Here is a 20,903-nt window from a genome sequence, read left to right as displayed (position 1 = left end):
TTTTCAACAATCTGAGACTGCCTTATCGGCAGTCTTTTTCTATTGAAAAAACATTTCGGGTTTCATTGATCTTAAAATGGTCTTTTGCTATAATGACTTACGTTTAGATCAGTATAGAAAGCGGGTGTCTGTTTAAGACATTTTGCTTTATTCATTGGAGGGGCTGTGATGAAGGTTCGGGAAACTGAACTGCCAGGTATCGGTCATAAAGCCGAAATGATCACAAGAAATAATGAGAAGCTTGCCATCATTACACATAATGACGGCAGAAGAGAAATGTATCATTTTCAGGAGGACGACCACGAAGAAACGATTTCTGGTATCCTGCTAAACGATGAAGAAGCAAGACAAATTGCGGCTATTTTAGGCGGCATGGTCTATAAGCCGAAAGCGCTTGAAACCGTAGAGGTAGCCATTGATGATCTAGTGATTGAATGGTTTAAAATTGAAAAGAATGCACCAGCTGTTCAAAGAAGCATCGGTGAACTCAATGTTCGCCAAAACTATCAAGTAACAGTCATCGCCATTATGAGAAAATCACACGAGAAGATTTTAAATCCAGGACCAGATACCATCATCGAAGAAGGGGATACCCTTGTTATTTCTGGAGAAAGAAAAGAATTAAAGAACCTGATTAAAGAAAAACTCAGCAGCTGATGATGCCCATGCTGATAGGTTTTCTTCCGCTGCTTTTTTTCTGTGTTTAAAAAAGGCAGTGAAAAGGGAAGAATAAAAGAAAAAGCTTGGGGGATATGTAGATGAACAAACAACAATGGACCATCATACTCGCATTTATTTTCGTATTAATTGTCTCAGTATTTGCCGTGATTAATGTACGGCCTGTCGAGGTAGACTACTTATTTGGAACGGCTGAATGGCCGCTGATCCTCGTCATTATCGGTTCTGTTTTAATGGGCGGACTGATTGTGGCATTTGCAGGGATCTTCCAAATTGTGAAACTGAAACGTGAACTAAAGGCATTAAAAGCTGAGCGTGCAGCTGCTGCACCTGCTGCTTCGACGAAAAAGGCAGACAAAGATCTTCAAAAAAAATCGCATGTTACGCCTTTAAAAGAACAGCCAGCATCATTTGACCGGAAGGAAAAATAATCTTCCAGCACAATTTCATAAAATAAAAATTGAAACCCCTCAGGCCACTCTAGTATAATAGTGTGGTTGAGGGGTGAATTTATGTTATTATCCAAAATGCGCTGGGAATATGAACATCCAAGCGAAGAAAAAGTGAAATCACTCTCTGAAAATCTGAATATTTCAGCGCTGACTGCATCGCTTCTCGTAAAAAGAGGACTTGAAGAAGTAGAAGAGGCGAGGTCTTTTTTATTTGATCAAAAAGCCGAATTTCATGATCCATTCTTATTAAAAGGAATGAAAGAAGCAGTAGAGCGCATCAACAAAGCGATCGAAGAGCAGGAATCGATTGTGATCTTCGGAGACTATGATGCAGATGGTGTGACAAGTACGTCTGTACTTTTACATACATTAAAAGAGCGGTCTGCGATAGTAGACTTTTATATTCCAGATCGGTTTAAAGAAGGCTATGGGCCTAATGAACAGGCTTTTCGATATATCAAGGAGCAAGGAGCATCGCTTGTCATCACGGTTGATACAGGCATTGCTGCTGTAAATGAAGCACGTATTGCAAAAGAAATAGGGCTAGACCTGATCATTACAGATCACCATGAACCAAGTGAGGAGCTGCCTGAGGCACTTGCCATTGTCCATCCTAAGCAGCCAGGCTGTGAGTATCCCTTTAAAGAACTTGCTGGTGTAGGTGTAGCGTTTAAAGTGGCGCATGCACTTCTTGGGGAGCTGCCAGTTCAGCTGTTAGATCTTGCAGCAATCGGGACAATCGCGGATCTTGTACCGCTTCATGATGAGAATAGATGGCTCGCCAAAAAAGGGCTTATGCAGCTTCGTCAGTCGAATAGACCGGGGCTGAAAGCGTTATTGAAAGAAGCGGGAGCCACTTTAGAAGAAGCGAACGAGGAAACGGTCGGCTTTCAAATTGCGCCAAGGCTGAATGCTGTAGGACGAATTGAACAGGCAGATCCAGCTGTTCACCTTCTTATGACTGAGGATAAGGATGAAGCAGAAGAGCTCGCTCGTTTTGTACAGGAACTGAATAAAGAACGACAAAAGATTGTCAGTACGATCACAGAAGAAGCCATTCAAATGGTGGAAGAGGCAGGCGATGACCAGTCTGCGATCGTTGTAGCGAAAGCTGGCTGGAATCCGGGCGTTGTCGGAATTGTTGCCTCTAAATTGACGGATACTTTTTCTCGTCCGGCGATTGTGCTTGGAATAGATGAAGAAACGCAAATGGCAAAAGGATCAGCCCGGAGCATTCCTGGCTTCGATCTATTCTTCCATCTAAGCAAATGCCGCGACATCCTGCCGCATTTCGGCGGGCATCCGATGGCAGCAGGGATGACACTTCGAGCGGATGATGTCGCTTTACTAAGGGAAAGATTAAATCAATATGCCAATGAAACATTGACGGAAGAAGATTTTATTCCCATTCAGCGGGTCGATGCTGTGTGTAAGGTAGACGAATTGACGGTTCAAGCGATTGAAGAAGCAGGGATGCTGTCACCATTTGGTATGTCAAACCCAAAACCGTTCATTATGATTGAAGATGCGAAGCTTGAAGATATCCGAACAATTGGGGCAAATCACAACCATATTAAAATGTCTCTGAAAGACGAAGACAAGCTGCTTGACTGTGTCGGCTTTCACCAAGGGAAATTAAAAGAAGAAATTGTTCCAGGAAGCCGCATTTCCGTGATTGGAGAAATGTCCGTCAATGAATGGAATAACCGGAAAAAGCCCCAGCTGATGCTAAAAGATGCACGAGTTGATGAATGGCAGCTGTTTGATCTGCGCGGGAAAAAGGATTGGGAGAAGAAAGTTTCGACGCTTGATTCAGAAAAATCTTTGGTTGTCTGTTTTGATGAAGCAACAAAACAAAACGTCGATATCCCCATTCATCATGTTCATGCAGAAAATGTATCAACATTTGATGTACACGGAAAGTATGTGGTCTTTGCAGATGTTCCGGCAGATGAGCAATTGCTGAAGCAGCTTTTAGAAAATCAAAAGCCTGCCAGAATTTATACGGTTTTTCAAAGAGAAGAAGATCATTTTATGTCCTCTTTCCCAAGCCGTGATCAATTCAAATGGTTTTATGGGTTCTTGTTTAAACGGGGAAGTTTTCCTATCAAAGAACAAGGAATGGAGCTTGCCAAACATAGAGGCTGGACAAAAGATACAATCATTTTTATGACAAAGGTGTTTTTTGAACTCGGTTTTGTTAAAATAGAGAATGGTGTGCTGTCAATAGTACTTGATGCCCCTAAAAAAGATTTAACGGCATCAGCGTCCTATACAGCAAAACAACGATTGATGGAACTCGATCAAACACTAACATATTCCTCAGCTAAAGAGCTGAAGGAATGGCTGAATAGCATGATGAGCGAAGTCTCACCTGTGCTTTGACGTACGAGGAGGAAAAGGAAAAGATGGATTTAAAACAATATGTGACAGTTGTACCTGACTACCCAAAGGAAGGTGTACAATTTAAAGATATTACAACGTTAATGGATAAAGGCGAGGTGTACCGTTATGCAACGGATCAGATCGTTGAATACGCGAAGGAAAGAGACATTGATCTCATTGTTGGACCTGAAGCGCGTGGATTCATTATTGGCTGCCCTGTAGCATACGCACTTGGTGTAGGTTTTGCACCGGTTCGTAAAGAAGGAAAGCTTCCTCGTGAAGTCATTAAAGTCGATTACGGCTTGGAATATGGTAAAGATGTATTAACGATTCATAAAGATGCGATTCGTCCTGGTCAGCGTGTCCTGATTACTGATGACTTACTGGCAACTGGTGGAACAATTGAAGCGTCCATTAAGCTTGTAGAGGAATTAGGCGGCGTTGTGGCAGGGATTGCATTTTTGATTGAGCTGACGTATCTGGACGGCAGAAAGAAGCTTGACGGCTACGACATCATGACGTTAATGCAATACTAATGGAGTTTTTCGTAAAAAGCACTCAGTAAGAAGGGTGCTTTTTTCCTATCAAAAATCTTTTAGCGGACTTCTTCTCTTTACATCTATCGAATTTTTCTTGATAATAAACTACAATACAGTTTTCATTTAAAAAGGTGATTCCATGGCGAACGAACAAGTTTTAACGGCGCAGCAGGTCATTGACAAGGCAAGAGAATACCTGTCCGCTGAACATATTCAATTTATAGAGCGAGCATATGAATATGCTGAAAATGCACACAAGGAGCAATACCGGAAATCTGGTGAGCCCTATATTATCCATCCAATTCAAGTGGCGGGCATTCTTGTTGACCTTGAAATGGATCCATCAACCATTGCAGGCGGTTTCCTGCACGATGTAGTTGAGGATACAGATGTGACATTACAGGATTTAAAAGAGCATTTTAACGAAGAAGTAGCAATGCTTGTTGATGGTGTCACAAAGCTCGGGAAGATTAAATATAAATCACAAGAAGAACAGCAGGCCGAAAACCATCGAAAAATGTTTGTTGCAATGGCGCAGGATATCCGCGTGATTTTGATTAAGCTGGCAGACCGTCTTCATAACATGAGAACGCTCAAACATCTTCCGCAGGAAAAGCAGCGGAGAATTTCAAATGAAACGCTTGAAATCTTTGCACCGCTTGCGCACAGATTAGGGATTTCAAAGATTAAGTGGGAGCTTGAAGATACGGCACTCCGCTATTTAAATCCGCAGCAATATTACCGAATTGTGAATCTGATGAAGCGTAAACGAGCGGAACGTGAGGAATACTTGGACGAGGTTGTCAATGAAGTGAAAGACCGCGTGTCTGAGGTGAACATCAAGGCTGAATTTTCCGGAAGACCAAAACATATTTATAGCATTTATCGCAAAATGGTCTTGCAAAATAAGCAGTTTAATGAAATTTATGATCTGCTTGCCGTTCGTATTTTGGTCGACAGCATTAAAGACTGTTATGCGGTGCTCGGTATTATCCATACATGCTGGAAACCGATGCCAGGCAGATTTAAGGATTATATTGCTATGCCAAAGCCAAACATGTACCAATCTCTTCATACAACGGTGATTGGGCCAAAAGGTGATCCGCTTGAAGTTCAGATCCGTACAGTGGAAATGCATGAAATTGCAGAATATGGGATTGCGGCACACTGGGCATATAAAGAAGGTAAAGAGCCAGCAGAATCAACGGAAGAAGCGGTCTTCCAGAAGAAGCTTTCTTGGTTTAGAGAAATTCTTGAATTCCAAAACGAATCCACAGATGCAGAAGAATTTATGGAATCATTAAAAATCGATCTCTTCTCTGATATGGTGTTTGTGTTTACACCAAAAGGAGACGTCATTGAACTGCCGTCAGGCTCAGTTCCGATTGACTTCTCTTACCGGATTCACTCGGAAATTGGGAATAAAACGATCGGTGCCAAGGTCAATGGCAAAATGGTCACACTCGATCACAAACTAAAAACAGGTGACATTATTGAAATTCTGACATCAAAGCACAGCTATGGACCAAGTCAGGATTGGGTCAAGCTTGCCCAAACCTCCCAAGCGAAGCACAAGATCAGACAGTTTTTCAAAAAACAGCGCCGTGAAGAAAATGTCGAAAAAGGCCGAGAGCTCGTGGAAAAAGAAATCAAAAACCTTGAGTTTGATGTCAAAGACATTCTGACCGCTGAAAACCTGCAAAAAGTGGCTGACAAATTTAATTTTTCAAACGAAGAGGACATGTATGCAGCTGTTGGATATAACGGCATTACTGCACTACAAGTCGCCAATCGTTTAACGGAAAAAGAAAGAAAACAAAGAGATCAAGAAGAGCAAGAGAAAACCGTTCAAGAAGTGACGGTGGAACCAAAGACGTATCACGGGAAAAAACGGGAAGCTGGCGTAAGGGTCAAAGGGATTGATAACCTGCTTGTCCGCTTATCTAAGTGCTGTAACCCTGTTCCTGGCGATAGCATTGTCGGCTTTATTACGAAGGGCCGAGGCGTATCTGTTCACCGTGAGGACTGTCCGAACGTGAAGACAGGAGAAGCGCAGGAGCGGTTAATTCCGGTCGAGTGGGAGCATGAGCAGCCTGCTCAAAATCGTAAAGAATACAATGTGGAAATTGAAATATTAGGATATGATAGACGCGGCTTACTCAATGAGGTGCTTCAAGCAGTTAACGAAACCAAAACGAACATCTCCTCTGTTTCTGGGAAGTCTGATCGTAACAAAGTGGCGACGATCCATATGGCGATCTTTATCCAAAATATTAATCATTTGCACAAAGTAGTCGAACGCATTAAACAAATCAAAGACATTTACTCTGTTCGCCGATTCATGAATTAGAAAGGAAGTATATCGTCTATGAGGCTTGTTGTGCAGCGTGTGACAAATGCATCTGTGAAGGTAGAAGAAGAGATCACAGGTGCCATAAGCGAAGGATATATGGTGCTTGTTGGTGTCACACACGAAGATACAGAAGAAGATGTGCTTTACTTAGCTGAAAAGCTTGCACATTTACGTATTTTTGAAGATGAAAATGGGAAAATGAATCGTTCATTATTGGACATAAAAGGAAGCGTTCTGTCTGTGTCGCAATTTACCCTTTATGGTGATACGAGAAAGGGCAGACGGCCGAATTTTATGAAAGCCGCCAAGCCGGATGCAGCCAATTCGCTTTACGAATGTTTCAATAAAACCCTTAGAGAAAAAGGTATCCATGTTGAAACTGGCCGTTTTGGTGCGATGATGGACGTGTCATTGACCAATTCAGGACCAGTCACGATCTTGATGGACAGCAAAGAATAGATTCTCTTTAGACTGTAGATGAACTCATGCGGGAGTTTGTTTAGAGTCTTTTTCTTTTGTGGCCAAACAAAAAAAGAGGCGCTGAGGCCTCTTTCTTTTTAACGGAAATATTGTTTTAATCCTTCAGTCATTCCTTCTGTGACTCGTTCCTGGTAAGAGGCGCTATAAATGATCGCTTCCTCCTGAGGATTGCTTAAATACCCGAGTTCATATAAAAGGGAAGGGCGTTTATTTTCTCTTAAAACAAAGTAATCTCCGAATTTGACACCCTTATCAGGGATTTGAGAGCGTTTTGCGACTTCGGAATGAACGCTTGACGCTAATTGCTGATCTTTTGCTGCGTGATAATAATACGCAGTACTTCCTCTAACACTTTGGTCCATAAAACTATCATAATGAAGACTAATAAATGCATCTGCATTTCGGTAATGAGATGTCGCCACCCTCGATTGAAGGCTGATAAATGTATCGTCACTTCTAGTTAAATACACATTTGCACCAGAAGCTCTTAATTTGCCTGCTAGTAAATTGGCGGTTTTGATGGTGATGTTCTTTTCAAAAGCACCGTCTGCGCCAATTGTGCCGCTGTCTTTTCCGCCGTGACCAGGGTCAAGAACAATCGTTTTTCCTTTTAAAGAACCAGTCCCAGACGATGAATCCTGCTGAGGTCTTGGCGCTTCGCTGCTATTTTTCTTCGTTTGAACGACCCAGCTCGCTACATAGCCAGTTCCGCCGTTCGATAGTGTCACCTCGTACCAGTCACCTTGCGTCCGAACAATGTGATAGGCAGCTCCTTTTGTTGCTCTTTCTGCAATCCCAGCAGAGGTAGAAGCGCTTTTTCGAATGTTGGTGCCGTCATAGACAATGTACGCTTTTTGCTCAGAAGCCGAAGAGGATGAACTCTTTTCAGGTGCAGAGCCTGCTCCTTTGCCTGTGACAATGTAATAGCTTGCAACCCAGCCTTTTACGCCTTTCCCCTCAATTTCATACCAGCCGTTCTGCTCTCGCAAAATGGTGATCTGTGTGTTGCGGGCAAGTGAAGCGATGACTTGTGCATTTGGTGCCGCGGATTGCCTCACATTCAAGCTCGATACGCCAACTGTGCCTGTCTGGTTAGAGCGAGAAGACCCACCGGAGCTTGATTGAGAAGTTTTCTGCCCCCCTGAAACATAATCAGAGTGAACCCAGCCTTCTGCTTGTTTATAAGAAATTTTCGTCCATTCGCCGCTTGTCTCGAGCTTTTTAGCGGAAGCGCCTTGCGGGAAAGTACCAATCACTTGATAGGAAGTCCCAGGGCCTGTCCGGATGCGAAGGTCGGAAGCTGTCGATGTAATGGTACTGTCTCCTGCCGTGCTTTGACCTTGCGCCTTTGGTTTCTCTGTTTTTTGAGCGCCGGATGATGTGGTGATCAGCCATGAGACGACCCAGCCTTTTTGTCCGTTTGATAATTGGATCTGCACCCATTCTCCTTGTTCAGTGAGAATAGGATAACTTTCGCCGCGTTTTACTACAGCTGCGATTCCATAGCTTAAACCAGGGCCCGTTCTCACATTGATTTCATCTGTTGCGACCACAGCTTGATCTGTTTGTGCTGTAGCATGTGTCATAGGCAAAGAACTCGCGATGAGAACAAAACAAGTAAGCAGCATCATCATTTGATTGTGTTTTTTCAGATTCAAAACGGTGTTTTCCCCTCCCTTGTAAAACCGATGAATGTTAATTCGTTATGTAGTGGATGAATTCCTTGCAGTTTCCCTAATAAAAATGAATCAATCTGTTTATACTAAATAAAAATGTGATAAAAGGATGTACAAACATGAGATTAAGCAGAAAATTAGGACGAGTGCAATATAATGGACATCGTGATATCGACCGCTGGCAGCATGACGAAATGGATCAGCCGGGCTTCCTTGAAGAAACCGCATCTGAATACGGATGTACCTCAAAAGAAGAGCTGGAAAAGAAAAAGAGGCACGGCAAGGGTTGACAGAGTGGCAGCACCGACCTTATTATAATATAAATCAACACACTTGAAAATTTAAAATGTGGAACTGATGATAGAGAATAGTAGGGTAAATTGCGTGAGCAGAGAGGACTCGCCTTAGGCTGAAAGCGAATCCGCATGGCATTTATCACGAAAGAACACTCTGTAGGTTTCCTGCTGAACGCTCGAAAAATGAGTCAATAGGCGGAGAACGTGAATCTGCGTTAAGGATTTGAGCGGGAACATGCTTGATCATGTTCCAACTAGGGTGGCACCACGGGTATAACTCTCGTCCCTACTATACACATAGTAGAGGCGGGGGTTTTTTATATGTCCACATAAAAAATGAATGATGGTCGTAGGAGGACGAAAAATGAGTTTTAATATTCCAAGAGGCACACAGGATATTTTACCTGGAGAGTCAGAACGCTGGCAGTATGTTGAACAAATTGCGAGAGATACATGTGCAGCCTTTCAATACAAAGAAATCCGCACACCGATTTTTGAGCATACAGAGCTGTTTGCACGGGGAGTAGGCGAATCAACTGATATCGTTCAAAAAGAGATGTACACATTTGAAGATAAAAAAGGACGTAGCATCACACTCCGTCCAGAGGGAACAGCTTCAACCGTCCGTTCTTATGTTGAAAATAAATTGTTTGCACAGCCGGCTCAGCCAACTAAGCTGTATTACATCGGACCAATGTTCCGCTATGAACGTCCGCAAACAGGAAGATATCGTCAATTTTATCAATTTGGAATCGAAGCGATTGGTTCCAAAGATCCTGCCATTGATGCAGAGGTCATTTCACTTGCGATGAGTGTGTATGAGAAAGCAGGCCTTTCTAACTTAAAACTCGTCATTAACAGCCTTGGTGACAAAGAGAGCCGTGCAGACTACCGCACAGCACTGGTCAAGCACTTTGAGCCAAGAATTGAGGAATTCTGTCACGACTGTCAAACTCGTTTACACCAAAATCCGCTGCGTATTCTTGATTGTAAAAAGGATCGTGATCATGAACTGATGACAACAGCTCCATCCATTCAAGATTACTTAAATGAAGAATCACGGACGTATTTTGAAAAGGTCAAACAATACTTATCAGATATAGGCATTGAGTATGTCGTCGATCCAAATTTAGTGCGCGGTCTTGATTACTACAATCACACAGCATTTGAGATCATGAGTAATGCAGAAGGCTTTGGTGCGATTACAACATTAGCCGGCGGCGGCCGTTATGATGGACTCGTTGAAGGAATTGGCGGTCCTGAATCACCAGGGATGGGATTTGCGATGAGTATTGAGCGTTTCCTATCAGCGATCGATGCTGAAGGAATTGAGCTTCCTCTGCAAGATGGTATTGATTTATACATTGCTGCTCTCGGAGATGAAGCGAAGGATTATTCTGTTTCATTATTAAACCGTCTGAGAAAAGAAGGTATCTCAAGTGAAATGGACTATACAGGGAAGAAACTAAAAGGACAATTTAAAGCAGCTGATCGTTTAAAAGCCAAATTTATTGCAGTTCTTGGTGAAGATGAACTTGCACAGCAAATTGTGAATGTGAAAGATACAACTACGGGTGAACAAATTGAAGTGAAGCTTGATGAGCTGATTCAAATGTTGAAGGCCCACCAGAAAGCGTAAAGAAGGAGTGGAATGTTTGTGTTTGGTAGAACTTTTTATTGTGGAGAAGTAACAGAAGACCAAATCGGTCAGTCAGTTGTATTAAAAGGATGGGTTCAAAAAAGGCGTGACCTAGGCGGTTTAATCTTTATTGATTTGCGCGACCGTTCAGGGATTGTACAAGTTGTCTTCAATCCAGACTTATCAAAAGAGGCGCTTGAGACAGCAGAATCAATTCGTAACGAATATGTCCTTGATATTAAAGGAACGGTTGTCGCAAGAGAAGAAGCAACGATCAACCCAAATTTAAAAACGGGCAAAATTGAAATTCAAGTCGAAACGGTCACCGTTTTAAATGAAGCGAAGACTCCTCCATTTGTGATTTCAGATCAAGCAGACGAGGTATCAGAAGATGTTCGTTTAAAATATCGTTACCTAGATCTTCGCCGCCCTGCAATGTTTGAAACAATGAAAATGCGACATGAAGTCACAAAAGCATTCCGCCATTTCTTAGACGACAACGGCTTTCTAGACATTGAAACCCCAATTTTAACGAAAAGTACGCCAGAAGGTGCGCGTGACTATCTTGTTCCAAGCCGTGTACACGAGGGAGAATTTTATGCACTGCCTCAGTCTCCGCAATTATTTAAACAATTGCTGATGGTTTCTGGGATGGACCGTTATTATCAAATTGCCCGCTGCTTTAGAGATGAAGACTTGCGTGCTGACCGTCAGCCGGAATTCACACAAGTCGATATTGAAATGTCCTTTATGAGTCAAGAGGACATCATGACGCTTGCTGAAGAGATGATGGCGAAGGTAATGAAAGATGTCAAAGGTGTAGACCTTACATTGCCATTACCTCGTATGACATACGATGAAGCGATGAATTCCTATGGATCTGATAAACCGGATACACGTTTTGAGATGAAGCTGGTTAACATTTCAGATACGGTAAAAGACTCCGATTTCAAAGTGTTTAGTGGCGCTGTGAAAAATGGTGGAGCTGTGAAAGCCATCAATGTCAAAGGGGCTGCATCGAACTATTCAAGAAAAGACATTGATGCACTTGGTGCATTTGCAGCGAACTACGGTGCAAAAGGTCTAGCTTGGCTAAAAGCAGAAGGGACTGAATTAAAAGGTCCGATCGCTAAATTCTTTGATGATGCAAAGCAAGCTGAATTAAAAGAACAGCTGCAAGTTGAAGAAGGCGACCTTTTACTCTTTGTCGCAGATAAGACGTCTGTTGTTCATGATGCACTTGGTGCACTTCGCTTAAAACTTGGTAAAGAGCTTGAACTGATCGATGAGTCTGTATTCAATTTCTTATGGGTTGTCGATTGGCCGCTGCTTGAAAAGGATGAAGAAGAAGGCCGCTTCTATGCTGCCCATCATCCATTCACAATGCCGGTTCGCGATGATCTTGAATTAATTGAAACAAGCCCAGAAGATATGAAGGCACAGGCTTACGATCTTGTGCTAAATGGCTACGAGCTTGGCGGAGGTTCTATTCGTATTTTTGAAAAGGACATTCAAGAAAAAATGTTTGGCTTACTTGGTTTTTCAAAAGAAGAGGCCTACGAACAATTCGGCTTCCTTCTGGATGCGTTCGAGCATGGTGTTCCTCCGCATGGCGGAATCGCGCTTGGGCTTGATCGTTTAGTGATGCTGCTTGCAGGCCGTTCTAACTTAAGGGATACGATTGCATTCCCGAAAACGGCAAGTGCGAGCTGCGTTCTCACAGATGCCCCTGGCCATGTGAGCGAGGCGCAGCTTGATGAGCTGAGTTTAGCGATTAAAACAAAAGTAAAACAGTAAAATAGGCGCATGTTTATAGGTATGTAAACGCTTGAAAAAGAAATATGCCTATGATATGCTTTCATCAATCAATAAATAAAGTCCTGATACGTACGGTGGTTACCTAGTTTTGACCGAACATTTTTTTATACGGGAGCTTGCCTTTCCTTTCTGCATAAATGCCTCATTAGAGGACTTATAAAGTCAGGAAGAAAGCACCCACCTGCATGGTGCGGGGTTCAAAACGAAGGAAATGCTGGCGGCGTCATCGGGACTTTTTTGTGTTTTTTTCTTTTAGAGAAGGATGACGGAGAAGTCTGAATATGATATGATTCTTTCGATTCATTTTAAATAAAGGTGGAGTGAGGCACTTGTTACATCAGTTTTCAAGAAACGAGCTTGCCATTGGCAAGGAAGGCTTAAATATACTAAAAAACAGTACAGTTGCAGTGCTTGGTGTGGGCGGCGTTGGTTCATTCGCAGTAGAGGCACTCGCTCGTTCAGGCGTTGGCCGTATTGTTCTTGTTGATAAAGATGATATTGATATTACAAATGTAAACCGTCAGCTTCCAGCATTGCTATCAACAGTTGGCCAGCCAAAGGTTGACTTAATGCAGGCGAGAATCGCTGATATTAATCCAGAATGTGAAGTTGTTGCGCTTAAAATGTTTTATACAGAGGAAACATACGAACAATTTTTTGAGTATCCGCTTGATTATGTCATTGATGCCTCAGATACCATTCACTATAAAATTCATTTAATGAAAGAGTGTCTGAACCGCGGTGTGAACATCATTTCAAGTATGGGAGCTGCGAACAAAACAGATCCGACACGCTTCAAAATTGATGATATTTCAAAAACACATACCGATCCTATTGCAAAAGTTGTGAGAACACGTTTGCGTAAGGAAGGGATTCGTAAAGGAATTGAAGTCATTTTCTCTGATGAAAGTCCAATTGTCATTCGCGAAGATGTCAGAAAAGAAGTTGGAAATGATGAAGCGAAGATTCGCAAGGCGCAAATGCCGCCATCATCCAATGCGTTCGTTCCGTCTGTTGCCGGACTGATCATGGGTGGTCATGTCATTATGAAGCTTTTAAAGGATATTCCGATTACACGTGTGAAGGATAAATAAACAGCCCGCCTGCTAATATGCAGGGGGCTTTTTTTATTTCTGGCGTTTTAAATTTTCATAGACCTGTTTCAATGCACCTTCAAATTTTCCGGTTTGCTTCGGTACATAGTATTGCTTGTTTTTCAGCGGATCAGGTAAATATTGCTGCTTCACCCAGCCGTTCTCGTAATCATGTGGGTATAAGTAATCGACACCTCTTCCGAGTGCTGTGGCGCCTTTGTAGTGAGCATCCTTTAAATGAACTGGAACTTCTCCAATTTTCCCTGTACGAATGTCACCAAGTGCCGCATCAATCGCCTTATATGCCGAATTAGACTTAGGAGAAAGACACAGCTCAATCACTGCGTTCGCCAGCGGAATTCGTGCTTCTGGGAAACCGATTCTTTCTGCTGTTTGCACTGCGCTTAACACGCGGGGGCCTGCCTGCGGACTGGCTAAGCCAATGTCCTCGTAAGCCATCACGAGTAATCTCCTTGTAATGCTTTCAAGGTCTCCTGCTTCGATCAGTCTGGCAAGGTAATGCAGCGCCGCATCTGTATCAGATCCTCTAATGGATTTTTGAAAAGCCGAGAGGACATCATAATGAGCATCACCATTCTTGTCATGTGAGAAGCTCTTTTTTTGTAAACATTCTTCTGCTGCGGCAAGAGTGATTGTGATATGCCCTGTCTCATCAGCTTTTGTCGATAAGACAGCGAGCTCGAGTGCATTTAAAGCAGAACGCACATCTCCTCCGCATCCATTGGCAAAATGATTCATCGCTTCATCGTCCACTGTCACCTCATAGCCGCCAAGCCCGCGATGCTCATCCTGTAAGGCTCTTGTTAACGCAGCTTTGATTTGCTCTGTTTCAAGCGGCTTTAGCTCGAATATTTGTGTCCGGCTTCGAATGGCAGGATTGATCGCATGATAGGGATTAGCCGTTGTTGCCCCAATTAAAATGATCATGCCATTTTCTAAATAAGGAAGAAGAAAATCCTGCTTTCCTTTATCAAGCCGGTGGACTTCGTCTAAAATAAGGATCACCTGGCCGCTCATTTTCGCTTCAGCGGCAACAGCTTCCATATCCTTTTTGTTATGAATGACCGCATTCAGCGTTCGAAAAGCAATGCTTGTACTGCCAGCAATCGCGGTTGCAATCGATGTTTTGCCGATGCCCGGCGGTCCATATAAAATCATCGAGGATAAATGTTTTGCCTCGACCATTCGCCTAATAATTTGACCTTCTCCAACAAGATGCTCCTGCCCAATAATGTCTTCAATATGACTTGGGCGCATCCGGTACGCTAAAGGTTTCATAATTATCTCTCCTATAGCAATGTCTTGTTTGTATAGAGTACCGAAATTTCTTCAAATAGAAAAGGGATTCGTCCTTCTATCATGCTCAGAACCCGTAAATGAAAGTTGGCTGAAAGTATGATATAATTGCTTTTGGTCTATATATCAGCGTATATGAAATCAGAAAAATAATTGATGACATAGAATAGAAAACGCAGAGGTGTTTAACTTGAAAATATCAACTAAAGGCAGATACGGTCTGACGATCATGATCGAATTAGCCAAAAAACATGGCGAAGGCCCTACATCATTAAAATCAATCGCTCAAAACAATGATTTGTCTGAGCATTATTTAGAGCAGCTTGTATCACCACTCCGCAATGCCCGTCTTGTAAAAAGTATCCGCGGAGCGTATGGCGGCTATGTTCTTGCACATGAACCAAACGAGATCACAGCAGGTGATATTATTCGTGTATTAGAAGGACCCATTAGTCCTGTTGAAGTCATCGAAAACGAAGAACCAGCAAAGCGTGAACTATGGATTCGTATTCGTGATGCAGTAAAAGACGTACTAGACAATACAACTCTTGAAGACTTGGCAAGCTACACAGATGACGGGGATCAAGACTCGTATATGTTCTATATTTAGATCAGAGGTGTACCGGAAATGGAACGAATCTATTTAGATCATGCGGCCACAACGCCGATGGATCAGCGTATTGTGGACAAGATGATGCCGTACTTTACAGAGATATTTGGCAATCCCTCTAGTATTCATTCATATGGGCGCGAGGCAAGAAAGTGGCTCGATGAAGCAAGAGAAGTCATTGCAGGAGAATTACACTGTAAACCGCAGGAGATCATCCTCACAAGCGGTGGAACCGAGGCGGACAACCTAGCAATTACAGGTGTTGCCATGGCAAGACAGCATGAAGGAAAACATATCATCACAGTGAAAACAGAGCATCATGCGGTGCTGCATACATGTGAACGCCTAGAAAAACTAGGATTTGAAGTGACATATTTAGATGTGGACGAAACAGGATTGATTCATCTTGATCAATTAAAACAAGCATTGAGAGAAGATACGATTCTTGTGACCGTCATGTACGGCAATAATGAAACAGGTGTGATTCAGCCAATCAAAGCCATTGGCGAACTTCTGCGTGATCACACGGCTCATTTTCATACAGACGCAGTACAGGCGTTTGGCACAGTGCCCATTGATGCAGCAGATCTCCATATTGATCTTTTATCTGCTTCTGGCCATAAGCTGAATGGTCCGATGGGAACAGGTTTTTTATATGTAAACGAAGGCGTGAAGCTTTCTCCGCAAATATTCGGAGGCGAACAAGAAAGAAAGCGCCGTGCTGGCACTGAAAATGTGGCAGGAATTGTTGGGCTTGCAGAAGCTGTTCAATTAACGAAGCAAAATAGAAGAGAAAAAGCGATGCATTATGGTAAGCTCAAAGAAACCATGCTGCAAGTATTCGAAGAGGAATCTCTCAATTTCTCTATCAATGGACATCCGAAAGAGACATTGCCGCACATTTTAAATGTTCATTTCCCGGGCGTCTCCATTGAATCGCTGCTTGTGAATTTAGATATGGAAGGAATTGCTGTTTCAAGCGGATCGGCATGTACGGCTGGATCTGTCCTTCCTTCGCACGTGTTAAGCGCCATGTATGGCGAAGAAGCAAAAGAGCTGACGTCCTCAGTCAGAATAAGCTTCGGTCTTGGGAATGAAGAGGATCATGTGAAGCAGGCGGCACGTAAGATAGCGGCTGTTGTCAAACGCCTAGCCAAATAAATGCTTCCTTTTGTTCGTGTGTGAAAAATGAAACAGCGAAGCACCTGAAGAACGAAACGCGCATGTTGTTTCATTGAAATTGGAGTTGATGAAGATGACAAAAAGACCAGAAGATACAAGAGTTGTGGTCGGTATGTCCGGAGGAGTCGATTCATCAGTTGCCGCTCTTATGTTAAAGGAGCAAGGCTATGATGTCATCGGCATATTTATGAAAAACTGGGATGACACTGATGAAAATGGTGTTTGCACAGCAACGGAAGACTATGAGGATGTCATCCGCGTATGTAACCAAATTGGAATCCCTTATTATGCAGTGAATTTCGAGAAGCAATATTGGGACAAAGTGTTTCAATATTTTCTTGATGAATATAAAGCGGGCAGAACGCCAAACCCAGATGTCATGTGTAACAAAGAAATTAAGTTCAAGGCATTCCTTGAGCATGCACTTTCACTTGGTGCGGATTACTTGGCAACAGGACACTATGCCCGTGTTGACAGAACAGGCGATGAAGTCAAAATGCTGCGAGGTCTTGATGCAAACAAAGACCAAACGTATTTCTTAAATCAGCTGACTCAGGAACAACTTGATAAAGTCATGTTCCCAATTGGTGATTTAGAGAAAAAAAGGGTTCGTGAATTAGCTAAAGAAGCAGAGCTCGCAACAGCAGCGAAAAAAGATTCAACTGGTATCTGCTTTATCGGAGAAAGAAACTTTAAAACGTTCCTTAGTCAATATTTGCCTGCACAGCCTGGTGTGATGCAGACAATGGACGGAGAAGTAAAAGGGGAGCACGATGGACTGATGTATTACACGATCGGTCAGCGCCAAGGACTTGGCATTGGCGGCAGCGGTGATCCTTGGTTTGTCGTTGGAAAAGACTTGGAGAAAAACATCTTGTTTGTTGAACAAGGCTTCCACAATCCACTTTTATACTCTGAAAGCATTTCAGCCGTTAATATCAGCTGGACTCGTCCTCATATTGTCGGAGAAAACGGTGAATTAACCTGCACAGCAAAATTCAGATACCGTCAAGAAGATCACCATGTGAAGGTCAAAATGACAGGTGAGCAAGAAGCGTTGGTTATCTTTGATGAACCTGTTCGTGCTGTTACCCCGGGACAAGCGGTTGTTTTTTATGATGGCGACGAATGTCTTGGCGGCGGTACAATTGACGATGTCTTGAAAGATGGTCAAAAGCTGTCGTATGTGTAGCATGTTTCAAAACCTCAACGTCGCTGTTGAGGTTTTTTAATGAAAGGATGAGAGAGCGAATGAATCATAACGAAATCGGCATAGAAGCCTTGAATCAAGGGAATATCGAAAAAGCAGCTGAAGCTTTTACAAAAGCGATCGAAGAAAGCCCGAAGGATCCGGTTCCATATATTAACTTTGCGAACTTACTTTCAAGTATCAATGAATTTGAACGTGCTTTAAACTTTTTTCAAAAAGCAATTGAACTTGATCATACCGCAGCTGCAGCCTATTATGGAGCAGGAAATGTATATACATTAAAAGAAGACTTTATGAAAGCGAAAGACTATTTTGAACAAGCACTAAAAGCCGGCATGGAAAATAGTGATTTGTTTTATATGCTCGGGCAGACGCTCATCAAATTAGAGCAGCCAAAGCTTGCGATGCCATATCTTCAGCGTGCCGTTGAACTAAACGAAGAGGATAATGAAGCAAGATTCCAATTTGGCATGTGTTTAGCCAATGAACACATGCTGGAAGAAGCGGTGACAACTTTTACTGAAGTCATCACGCGTGATCCGCAGCATGCAGATGCTTTTTATAATTTAGGGGTTGCGTATGCGTACTTAGAGAAAAAAGACGAAGCACTTGAAATGCTGGGTAAAGCCATTGACGTGCAGCCTGACCATATGCTGGCACTACATGCGCAAAAGCTGATTCAAGAGGCAGAATAGATGGAAGGAGGGAAGACCTGTGCAGGAACATCCAGATCAAATGAAGCTTGAGGACGAACCGTTTTTAAAGGGGACCATTCAAGCCGTTATTTTCCATAATGAAAGTAATTTATACTCGGTGTTAAAGGTAAAAGTCATTGAAACATCGGAAAACTTAGAGGAAAAAACAGCATCTGTCACAGGCTACTTCCCAGCACTTCATGAGGAGGAAACCTACACTTTCTATGGCAAAGTGACAAGCCATCCGAAATTTGGTGAACAGTTTCAGGCCACTCATTTTCAAAAGGAAGTGCCGACAACGAAGCAAGGCATCATACATTATCTCTCAAGTGATTTATTTGAGGGGATAGGAAAAAAGACGGCGGAAGAAATTGTGGGACAGCTTGGCAATCAGACGCTTCATAAGATTATGCGTGACCCAGCTGTTTTGTATGATGTACCGCGCTTATCAAAAAAGAAGGCGGATAAGCTTGCCGCAGCGCTTCAGGAGCATCAAGGGCTGGAACAAATCATGATCAGCCTGAATCAGTATGGCTTTGGTCCGCAGCTCAGCATGAAGATTTACCAAGTATACGAGAGTGAAACACTGCAGAAAATCGAGGAAAATCCCTATCAGCTCGTTAAGGATGTTGAGGGAATCGGGTTTATTAAGGCGGATGAGCTTGGCGCTAGAACAGGCATCTCAGGAAATGACCCAGAACGGATTCGCGCCGCCTTGCTATATACAGTGGAGACAGCCAGTCTACAAGACGGTCATACGTACATACAAACGAAAGATTTGATCGTCGAAACCCGCAAGCTGCTCAACCAAACCGGCAATGATTACAAAGTGACTGAAATGGATGTTGCCAATCAGATCATTGCACTTGGCGAAGGAAAAGAAATGATCATTGAAGATGACCGCTGCTATCATCCATCCTTATTTTATGCGGAGCAAAGTGTCGCCAAACGCATTCAAAAAATCGTCTCCCAAACAGAATATGCAGATCAATTTCCTGAATCAGAATTCCTGCTGGCACTTGGCGAGCTGGAGGAGCGGTTAGGCGTCCAATATGCACCGACACAAAAGGAAGCGATTCAAAAGGCACTCATGTCCCCGATGCTGCTTTTAACAGGCGGGCCTGGAACAGGGAAGACGACGGTCATTAAAGGAATTGTCGAGCTTTACAGTGATCTTCACGGTGTTTCTCTTGATCCGAGTGATTATAAAAAAGATGAATCCTTCCCATTTGTGCTTGCGGCACCAACTGGACGGGCGGCTAAACGGATGACAGAATCAACAGGGCTTCCAGCTGTCACCATTCACCGGCTGCTAGGCTGGAATGGTTCGGAGGGCTTCTCTCATGATGAGGAACAGCCGATTGAAGGCAAGCTTGTCATTATTGATGAATCAAGTATGCTGGATATTTGGCTGGCGAATCATTTGTTTAAAGCGATTCCTGATCATATCCAAGTGATTATGGTAGGGGATGAACATCAGCTGCCATCTGTCGGACCAGGCCAAGTTTTACGGGATTTGCTTGCCTCAAAAGCCGTGCCGGCTGTTACCCTGACAGATATTTACCGGCAGGCAGACGGCTCAACCATTGTTGAACTTGCACATGATATGAAAAATGGTGTGCTGCCAAAGGATATCACTGCACGCTCAAAGGATCGGTCCTTCATTCAGTGTTCAGCTGATCAAATGAAAGAAGTCATTGAGAAAGTTGTCAGCAATGCTGCTCAAAAAGGGTTTTCGGCAAAGGATATTCAAGTGCTGGCACCGATGTATAAAGGAAAAGCAGGCATCAATGAGCTCAACAAAATGCTGCAGCACATTTTGAATCCTAAAAAACCAAAGGGCAGGGAAATCCCGTTTGGTGATGTGGTGTACCGGACAGGTGATAAGGTGCTTCAGCTTGTGAATCAGCCGGAGAACAACATTTTTAACGGCGATATCGGTGAAATTGTCTCGATTTTTTATGCAAAAGAAAATACAGAAAAAGAAGACATGGCTGTGATCTCCTTTGATGGAAATGAAATCACCTTTACAAAAAAAGATTTTCATCAATTTACACATGCTTATTGCTGCTCCATTCACAAATCACAAGGAAGTGAATTCCCGATTGTTGTGCTGCCAGTCGTGAGGAGCTACTACCGAATGCTTCGGCGGAATCTACTGTACACAGCCATTACACGCAGTAAAAAGTTTTTAATACTGTGCGGCGAGGAATCAGCGCTGGAGTGGGGCGTGAAAAACAATGAGGATTCCCTCAGACAAACGTCCTTAACGATGCGGCTAGTGCAAACCGAACAAATCATGGATGCAGAACTTGAAGCGCTCCAAAAAGAGCTTCCGTTTAGCGTACATGACGCAAATATTGGCATGGAGGGAATCACTCCATTTGATTTTATGCATGAGTAAAAGGTTCAGATTGTTGACAAAGGGCTAAAATGATTTTTATTTTAGCCCTTTGTCTTCTTTTCAGCTTGAAAAGAA

17 protein-coding genes, 1 other RNA gene and 1 other annotated feature are annotated in these 20,903 nt (G+C 43.0%); of the genes, 16 read left to right on the top strand and 2 right to left on the bottom strand.

All coding sequences use genetic code 11. The annotated features are described in order from the left end of the window. The first annotated feature begins 168 nt into the window (after window positions 1-168). The 6 genes from NSU11_RS12465 (at window position 169) to dtd (ending at window position 6,866) form a co-directional block, all read left to right on the top strand. Window positions 169-657: a cation:proton antiporter regulatory subunit gene (locus tag NSU11_RS12465; RefSeq protein WP_058838998.1), complete on the top strand. Its 489-nt coding sequence runs from the start codon at window positions 169-171 to the stop codon at window positions 655-657. Between the two features lie 101 nt (window positions 658-758). Then, the gene (locus tag NSU11_RS12460) at window positions 759-1,109 is read left to right on the top strand and encodes a lipopolysaccharide assembly protein LapA domain-containing protein (RefSeq protein ID WP_039180309.1); all 351 of its coding nucleotides are present in this window, start codon (window positions 759-761) and stop codon (window positions 1,107-1,109) included. 81 nt (window positions 1,110-1,190) lie between these two features. After that, window positions 1,191-3,515, top strand: coding sequence for a single-stranded-DNA-specific exonuclease RecJ (gene recJ / locus NSU11_RS12455; protein WP_099663492.1), 2,325 nt, complete (start codon window positions 1,191-1,193; stop codon window positions 3,513-3,515). 23 nt (window positions 3,516-3,538) lie between these two features. Continuing rightward, window positions 3,539-4,051, top strand: a complete 513-nt coding sequence (locus NSU11_RS12450) for an adenine phosphoribosyltransferase (RefSeq protein ID WP_024423133.1) — start codon at window positions 3,539-3,541, stop codon at window positions 4,049-4,051. A 142-nt stretch (window positions 4,052-4,193) separates the two neighbouring features. Beyond that, entirely contained in the window at window positions 4,194-6,404 is a 2,211-nt protein-coding gene (locus tag NSU11_RS12445) for a bifunctional (p)ppGpp synthetase/guanosine-3',5'-bis(diphosphate) 3'-pyrophosphohydrolase (RefSeq protein WP_342493598.1), read from the top strand. A gap of 18 nt (window positions 6,405-6,422) precedes the next feature. Continuing rightward, window positions 6,423-6,866 carry a D-aminoacyl-tRNA deacylase gene (gene dtd / locus NSU11_RS12440; RefSeq protein ID WP_024423131.1) on the top strand — a complete coding sequence of 148 codons (444 nt, stop codon included), beginning with the start codon at window positions 6,423-6,425 and terminating at the stop codon, window positions 6,864-6,866. Window positions 6,867-6,964: 98 nt separating this feature from the next. Here dtd and NSU11_RS12435 read toward each other — a convergent pair whose 3' ends face one another. Then, window positions 6,965-8,545, bottom strand: coding sequence for an SH3 domain-containing protein (locus NSU11_RS12435; protein ID WP_268503159.1), 1,581 nt, complete (start codon window positions 8,543-8,545; stop codon window positions 6,965-6,967). Between the two features lie 137 nt (window positions 8,546-8,682). Between NSU11_RS12435 and NSU11_RS12430 the strand changes: the two genes are divergently transcribed. The 5 genes from NSU11_RS12430 to NSU11_RS12410 all read left to right on the top strand — a co-directional run bounded on the left by NSU11_RS12430 (window position 8,683) and on the right by NSU11_RS12410 (window position 13,410). Continuing rightward, complete coding sequence (locus NSU11_RS12430) at window positions 8,683-8,853, top strand: YrzK family protein (RefSeq protein WP_003216250.1); 171 nt, start codon at window positions 8,683-8,685, stop codon at window positions 8,851-8,853. Window positions 8,854-8,911: 58 nt separating this feature from the next. Beyond that, window positions 8,912-9,150, top strand: a binding site (T-box leader). A 73-nt stretch (window positions 9,151-9,223) separates the two neighbouring features. Next, window positions 9,224-10,498: a histidine--tRNA ligase gene (gene hisS, locus NSU11_RS12425; protein ID WP_342493597.1), complete on the top strand. Its 1,275-nt coding sequence runs from the start codon at window positions 9,224-9,226 to the stop codon at window positions 10,496-10,498. An 18-nt stretch (window positions 10,499-10,516) separates the two neighbouring features. Further along, the gene (gene aspS / locus NSU11_RS12420; protein ID WP_099663571.1) at window positions 10,517-12,295 is read left to right on the top strand and encodes an aspartate--tRNA ligase; all 1,779 of its coding nucleotides are present in this window, start codon (window positions 10,517-10,519) and stop codon (window positions 12,293-12,295) included. 77 nt (window positions 12,296-12,372) lie between these two features. Then, a non-coding RNA gene (gene ssrS / locus NSU11_RS12415) (6S RNA) lies at window positions 12,373-12,553 on the top strand. 92 nt (window positions 12,554-12,645) lie between these two features. Next, on the top strand, window positions 12,646-13,410 hold the full coding sequence (locus tag NSU11_RS12410; protein ID WP_039180291.1) for a tRNA threonylcarbamoyladenosine dehydratase: 765 nt from the start codon (window positions 12,646-12,648) through the stop codon (window positions 13,408-13,410). A 33-nt stretch (window positions 13,411-13,443) separates the two neighbouring features. Here the strand turns inward: NSU11_RS12410 and NSU11_RS12405 are convergent, their stop codons facing one another. Beyond that, the gene (locus tag NSU11_RS12405; RefSeq protein WP_025092426.1) at window positions 13,444-14,709 is read right to left on the bottom strand and encodes a replication-associated recombination protein A; all 1,266 of its coding nucleotides are present in this window, start codon (window positions 14,707-14,709) and stop codon (window positions 13,444-13,446) included. Window positions 14,710-14,917: 208 nt separating this feature from the next. Between NSU11_RS12405 and NSU11_RS12400 the strand changes: the two genes are divergently transcribed. The 5 genes from NSU11_RS12400 to NSU11_RS12380 all read left to right on the top strand — a co-directional run bounded on the left by NSU11_RS12400 (window position 14,918) and on the right by NSU11_RS12380 (window position 20,828). After that, window positions 14,918-15,337 carry an Rrf2 family transcriptional regulator gene (locus NSU11_RS12400; protein ID WP_024423125.1) on the top strand — a complete coding sequence of 140 codons (420 nt, stop codon included), beginning with the start codon at window positions 14,918-14,920 and terminating at the stop codon, window positions 15,335-15,337. 18 nt (window positions 15,338-15,355) lie between these two features. Further along, the gene (locus NSU11_RS12395) at window positions 15,356-16,498 is read left to right on the top strand and encodes a cysteine desulfurase family protein (protein ID WP_044331688.1); all 1,143 of its coding nucleotides are present in this window, start codon (window positions 15,356-15,358) and stop codon (window positions 16,496-16,498) included. 94 nt (window positions 16,499-16,592) lie between these two features. Then, window positions 16,593-17,711 (top strand): tRNA 2-thiouridine(34) synthase MnmA, encoded by a 1,119-nt coding sequence (gene mnmA, locus NSU11_RS12390; protein ID WP_149126430.1) that lies wholly within the window; start codon window positions 16,593-16,595, stop codon window positions 17,709-17,711. Between the two features lie 59 nt (window positions 17,712-17,770). Further along, window positions 17,771-18,424, top strand: a complete 654-nt coding sequence (locus tag NSU11_RS12385) for a tetratricopeptide repeat protein (protein WP_025092425.1) — start codon at window positions 17,771-17,773, stop codon at window positions 18,422-18,424. A gap of 19 nt (window positions 18,425-18,443) precedes the next feature. Beyond that, window positions 18,444-20,828 carry an ATP-dependent RecD-like DNA helicase gene (locus tag NSU11_RS12380; RefSeq protein WP_024423121.1) on the top strand — a complete coding sequence of 795 codons (2,385 nt, stop codon included), beginning with the start codon at window positions 18,444-18,446 and terminating at the stop codon, window positions 20,826-20,828. Window positions 20,829-20,903: the final 75 nt, after the last annotated feature.

It is taken from the genome of Bacillus sp. FSL R5-0712 (assembly GCF_038593285.1).
In the GTDB taxonomy this organism is placed as follows: Bacteria; Bacillota; Bacilli; order Bacillales; family Bacillaceae; genus Bacillus; species Bacillus safensis.
Note: the sequence above shows the minus strand (reverse complement) of the source record. Positions and strands in the feature narration are given on the sequence as shown.